Below are 6061 nucleotides of genomic sequence, written 5' to 3'. Positions count from 1 at the left end.
GCGTATTTATTTGATTGGAGGCCTAGGCGTTAACCTCTACGTGGTATTAGTGTTTATTAAATTATTTTATATAGTATAAATAATGTGTATTCTTATTAAGGTACTATATCTCAACTTTTATCAATGCCAATCAGTGGGAGGTACCGTAAATTATTCACGTTCATTATCGCTTTAGCCATAGTGATAGCCTTAGCCTTAATTGCATTATTTGTTTATGGTGCCTATCAGAGTAATGCTATCATTTCTGAAATACCTCGGTGTATCACGTTACCAGCTACTCAATTAAATACTAGGACGCCCATTAAGCATGTAATCATAATATTCCTTGAGAATCATAGTTTTGATAACTTCTTTGGTGTCTATCCAACCAACGGTTCACTTAGTAACCCAATTATTAATCAGATGAGTAAGCCCATAAATCTACTCTCACTAAGTGAGATATCCAGTTATTTAATGCCTGTACCTATCGGTACGTACAGCACGGTAGATCCCAATGAGGGTTATATACCATACCACGCTGATTGGAATTATGGGAAAATGAACGGTTGGATACAGGGCTCAGGTCCTCAATCCCTTTATTACTATACGGTGGATCAAGTGGCACCGCTTTGGGACTTGGCTGAGGAATACGGTATTGCTGATAATTACTTCACGCCATATCTCTCAGAGAGTGCTCCAAATCACCTATCCCTATACGCAGCGTTTTCGCCTGTAATCGATGATTATGGTCCACCACCCTATATACCTGTTCAAGAGAGTATATTCGCTGAGCTTTGCCAATACCGTATTGGTTGGGGCTATTACATAGACCCTGAGGAGCCATCGTACCTACTTGATATTAAGTACTTCTACGGAATTAACAAGTACTCATCCCATATACAGACATGGGAGGATTTCATAAATGAGGTTAGGAACGGAACATTACCTGCCGTATCCTGGGTTCTCCCAGGCCCTTACAATGACATGGGCCCACCCAGTAATATCCTTTACGGCGAGGCTTGGCTTCTCTACATAATAAATACCGTTGAGGAGAGCCCTATATGGAACTCTACAGTGATATTCATAACATGGGATGAATTCGGTGGATATTACGACCAAGTACCACCACCAATCATAAATAACGACCCACTGGGTGTGAGGGTCCCATTAATAGTCATATCACCCTACGCGAAGGAGAATTACGTATCCCACACATTACTAACTCACATTTCCCTAATAGCATTTATAGACTATAACTGGGAACTACCAGCCCTGAATAAATACGTACTAGACAGCAACATACCACTTGACTTCTTCTACTTCAATATTACTAGGAAACCAATCATATTCAATGTATCCCAGGGATTCCCCCTAATCAATAATGTATACTCAATACCAAACACCTCAAATTACAGGGACTTGGCAAACCTATACCCATTACAACCGCAGATACCATTTAATGAATTACCGTATTCCAGGTATGGATACACAAACATAACACTGGCACAGCTAGACGATATGGTTTACGTGAAGCATGATTGGGCGTACACACCAATTATTTACACGCCATTATTCCTATGGTTAATAATCATACTCAGCATCGACCTGGTCTCCATATCCTTACTACCACCCATCACCAAGACCCTTAAATCGATGCCCATGAAGGCGTTGGGTATTGTCACAGGCTCCATCCTAACATCTACATTAACAGGATTAGTAACACTCACGATGGGTTTTCTGAACTACCTAGGTAATACTGGCGAAGCGCCACCATTGCTCCTGGGTTACCTAGTCGGTCTTATCATATTCTCAATAATTGGGTTGGAAATCCTGCGTGTAAACCATGGTACCTACTTAATACCAGCACTATCGGTAATAATTCCATTGGTCTTGTACGGGCTTATTTACGTACAAACTGTCCAATCATACTTAGTGAGCGACTCACCGTTGTTTATCTACGGCTTATTAGCTACCGCACCTGTTATGCTCGTGATCCTACTACTTATTAGCAAATTGATCAATGCCGAGATCCCAATTGACCAACTAGCCGAGCACGCAAATAAGTACGCATTCCTCATAGATAAGAACCTCGAGGAGTACATGAAGCCACAAAAGGAGGAGATGCCTGTCTTCTACTAGCGATAGGACGCGGGGATGCGGGAAACGGGGGCAAACTGGCGGTTAATCACCTTAGGGTCGCCACAGCGTACCTAAGGGCCTTCCTATTCAACCACACGGCTAGCATCGTCATTGGGACTAGGCTCATCTTAACGGTTAGTTGGGACAACATCAGTAACCATATGTTGGGAACCACGCCGTAGAAGGCTATTGGTATGAAGACCAGGGTGTCTATGGTCATGGTAACAGGGTCCGAGTACCCAACCCTCCTCAAAACACCACCACCCAACCTAGAAACCAAAAATACGTCATATGTTTCGGAGACTATGAAGGCTGTTATTGAGGCTATGGCAATCCTGGCGCTAACGCCCATTATAGCTGCAAAGGGCGCCTGCAATGACTCCCAGAACTGGGCCGGTGGGTAATTAATCACTAGGTAATTAATGAGGAACACCAGGGCTTGTAGATAGGCGGCTATCCTAACGACCCAATAACCAACACCCCTACCGTACCTGAGGGTTAGGAAGTCAAGCACAGAAACACTAGCGCTGTATGTAATCACGCCCATTGGCACCACCAACGGACCCACGTAGGCCCCTATTTTACTAGCCATGTACTGGCTTATGGTTAGCAGTAGTATATAATCCATGGCGCCAACAGGCAACAACAACTCCTCCCTGCCAAGCCTATGCACAAGCCATAATATACCAGCGGCTGCTATGTACACCATGAAGGCCATGCCGTACAGGATAGGCAGGCTATACATGGAGTACCAGGTCATTGCAGGAAATCAGGATATACCTGCTTATAAATCCTCTGCCTCAACTATAAAAATGATATCCTAATTTTACACTTTAAGATAGCATCTTATCGAGGATACCCCTCCTAACACCCTCCCGTAACTCATGGGCTATCCTCTCGCCCATATCCATGGGCTTATCGAAGTAGAGCACGGAGTATGGGCTACCAACGCCCATGTAGACGTTTGTCCCAGCCACGATTCTGCCTGAGAATTCGAAGACAATTATTGATAGGTCATCGGTTATTATGGACTCAAGGCTGAAGGGCCCAATCATACCTGGTGGTACAAGCTCATTTACAGCCTTAATGAATTGCTCACCATACCTCTGCACAATTGGTAACAGTGACTCCCTGAGAACCAGCGGTAGATTTCCAACAACGGTGAATGAAGGCTCGGCAAGCCCAGGTATCCTACCATCAACATTACTCTCATACCTAATGTCCATGCCGAAGATCTCAAGCCTATCGTAAACCCGCGACGAGAAGTAATGGTAGTAGGCTGGGACGCCTATCACGTACTCCTGTATTATGTACCCATCCTTCACCCCACGTAGCCTATCCACCAACTCCTTGCCATTCCTCGCCACGAAGTAGCCCCTACCACCCTTTGCGCCGTTGAACTTGACAATGACGGGATTGTCGACTTGTGACGGGTCACTGAATGACCTAGGTATTGGTATGCCTGCGTACTCAAGCAACCTCATCTTTAGCGTTTGATCAGCCTCCCACTTAAGTAGGTACCTATTCCCGAAGGTTGGTATTTCCATAACCATTGCCCTCCTCCAACTCACATACTCAACGTAGCTACCGTGGGGTATCAACACCGCGTTATTACTAACGAGCCTTGGCACAACCCTCTCAAACTCCCTAAAGTCAACCTCCCAAACCTCATCTATGAAGTTAAACTGCCTATAAAACCAACCATGCCCTGGCCTTGCTATGCCTATTGTCTTGAAGCCATACTCGTGGGCACCCCTAAGTATTTGCAGCGAGGAGTGGCTGGCTATTGTTACGACACTGACCTTGTCCAGGTCGTAGTTCTTGATTATCCTATCCACGTCCACGTAAAAGTCGCTCATGTCACCACCTCCTCAAGCCTATCCTGATATTGGTTTGCAGTCTCTTAGTGGTATGCTTGAGCGTGGTCATGGTGTGCTTTATGTGCTTTATGATAATGAGGCCTACATGAACACAGGAATACAAAGATCAGGAGGAACACCTAAATTTGCAAGGACTACAACGACACCCGCCGGTACTGTGATTAAGGGTAAGATTGAGACTAAGAAGGACATAATGAGCATAGTCATCGGGCACCACATACCATACGCAGCAACAGCCAATGTTGCATTCCCCATCGACCTATTCAACAAGGTTAGGAAGGCCATGTCCTATCTAAACGAGGGACCCGCATTCATACACGTATTAGCACCATGCCCACCAGGGTGGGGTTTCCCAGATGAGGAGATGATAGAGATTGCAAGGCTGGCAACAGAGACAGGTTACTTCCCACTTTACGAATGGGACCATGGTAGGTTGATAATAAACCCACCAAGCGATATTTACATGGATAAAGCCAGGAGGAAGCCCATTAGTGAGCTCATTAAGAGACAGGATAGATTTAAGCACGTTACTGATGTGGAGATAAAGGCAATAGAGCAGGAGATCGAAAACTTCCTCTCATACCTACGTAGATTATCCATGAGCTCAGGAGTTACGTGAATATCGTAGCAAGAACATGGTGATCAATTAAATGCCCAGTTGATGGAGGAGAATTATCAATGCATAAGTCTTGAGAATGGTATGCACAGTTTTCATAAATGCCTATAACAAAGCTACGAAGGATTTGTTTCAATCTTTGGTGCGGGGGGTGGGATTTGAACCCACGCAGGCCTTCGCCAACGGGACCTGATTACGGCTCCGTGAACTTGGCACGGAGTACCCGTCCCCTTTGACCTGGCTCGGGCACCCCCGCAGGTCTTGTTATGCATCGCAGACTTTTAACTTTTTCGTGATTTCCAAGTCACCGATATCTATTCGATACATGAGAAGGATTTTTAAGCTGGTTTTCCTTGGCATTTTTCGATGGATCCGATATCACTATCTATAATAGTGTTGGCTCACTGGTTGCTGAATCAACCTGTGGCGCCAGGTGAGGACTCGTACCTAGTGTTTACTGTGTTCAATCCAACGCAAACCTATTTGTTCAACGTAACCATCTACATGAATACATCCCTCATAAAGCCCATCTACTACGTGAACTCATCAATGAATTATTGCCAAATACCCGCGGTACCACCTGAGGGTAATAGCTCATGCATAGTCTACGTACAGGTTGACCCAAGCGTATCCATGGGTATCTACCAGGTACCCATAACGGTGAACTACACCGAGGTTAACATAACAACGAGCGTTAAGCCCCTCATTGTTTATCAAACGGTTTCTATACCCGTCACCACGTTGGTGACGACAACGCTGTACAACGGTGAGCCTGTGATAACAGGTGTAAAGACTGTCCCCGTGACGATACAGATACCCGAGGTAATGGGCTCCATACCCTCAATATCGACATCCAAGAGCTCGGAGAGTGTTAATACGAATGTTTCCATCCCGGTGCTTGGTTACGTGGGCTTTGAGGCCACGGCGATCATTGGGACTCCCGACAATGTTATCCAGGCTTTACCTGGGTCCTACGTGCCATTGACCGTGTATCTCACGAATTATGGGAACACTCCGGTGCTCAACGTCACCGTGACGTTAATGTCTCTGCCACCCCAGCTGGTGCCGGTGAACGTCACACAGCATATACCAGCCCTGCCTCCTGGACAGCCTGTGCCCGTGACCTTCTACGTCTACGTGCCTAGGTATGTTCCGCAGGGTAATTACACGGTTGAGTTGAGGGTTGACTATTTCACGGGTGTTGACGACGTGATAAACGCAACATTGATAGTACCGCAGGAGCCCATAGTGTATATACAATCAATAGCCACAAACCCGCCCGAGGTCTTTCAAAGCTACCCAATGTCCCAGTTAATACTTAGTATAGTCAATATTGGGTCTGGGATAGCTTACAATGCTAAGTTGTTCATAAATGGCTCAGGCATAACGCCGTTGGTTAGCAACCCATTGATACTCGGTGCGATACCTCCTGGACAGCCCGTGCAAC

At 45.7% G+C, this 6061-nt stretch carries 4 protein-coding genes, 1 tRNA gene and 1 pseudogene; 3 read left to right on the top strand and 3 right to left on the bottom strand.

The window, feature by feature from the left end; all coding sequences use genetic code 11:
* Positions 1-123: 123 nt before the first annotated feature.
* On the top strand, positions 124-2118 hold the full coding sequence (locus B7L70_RS12640) for an alkaline phosphatase family protein (protein ID WP_101940301.1): 1995 nt from the start codon (positions 124-126) through the stop codon (positions 2116-2118).
* Between the two features lie 46 nt (positions 2119-2164).
* Here B7L70_RS12640 and B7L70_RS12635 read toward each other — a convergent pair whose 3' ends face one another.
* Both B7L70_RS12635 and B7L70_RS12630 read right to left on the bottom strand, forming a co-directional pair.
* A complete protein-coding gene (locus tag B7L70_RS12635) occupies positions 2165-2878 on the bottom strand; it encodes a queuosine precursor transporter (RefSeq protein WP_081228469.1) in 714 nt (237 codons plus the stop codon).
* Between the two features lie 73 nt (positions 2879-2951).
* Positions 2952-3956 carry a formate--phosphoribosylaminoimidazolecarboxamide ligase gene (locus tag B7L70_RS12630; RefSeq protein WP_081228470.1) on the bottom strand — a complete coding sequence of 335 codons (1005 nt, stop codon included), beginning with the start codon at positions 3954-3956 and terminating at the stop codon, positions 2952-2954.
* A gap of 46 nt (positions 3957-4002) precedes the next feature.
* On the opposite strand from B7L70_RS12630, the pseudogene B7L70_RS12625 reads away from it, so the two are divergent.
* Positions 4003-4617 (top strand): annotated as a pseudogene (locus B7L70_RS12625) (thiamine pyrophosphate-dependent enzyme); the annotation flags it as partial.
* A gap of 137 nt (positions 4618-4754) precedes the next feature.
* Here the strand turns inward: B7L70_RS12625 and B7L70_RS13665 are convergent.
* A tRNA-Leu gene (locus tag B7L70_RS13665) sits at positions 4755-4870 on the bottom strand.
* Positions 4871-4980: 110 nt separating this feature from the next.
* On the opposite strand from B7L70_RS13665, the gene B7L70_RS12620 reads away from it, so the two are divergent.
* On the top strand, positions 4981-6061 hold a 1081-nt coding region (locus B7L70_RS12620; RefSeq protein ID WP_238376266.1), incomplete at its 3' end, for an NEW3 domain-containing protein.

This window comes from Vulcanisaeta sp. EB80 (genome assembly GCF_002078205.2).
The sequence above is the reverse complement of the archived record's forward strand: the minus strand, read 5'-3'. Positions and strand labels throughout refer to the sequence as shown.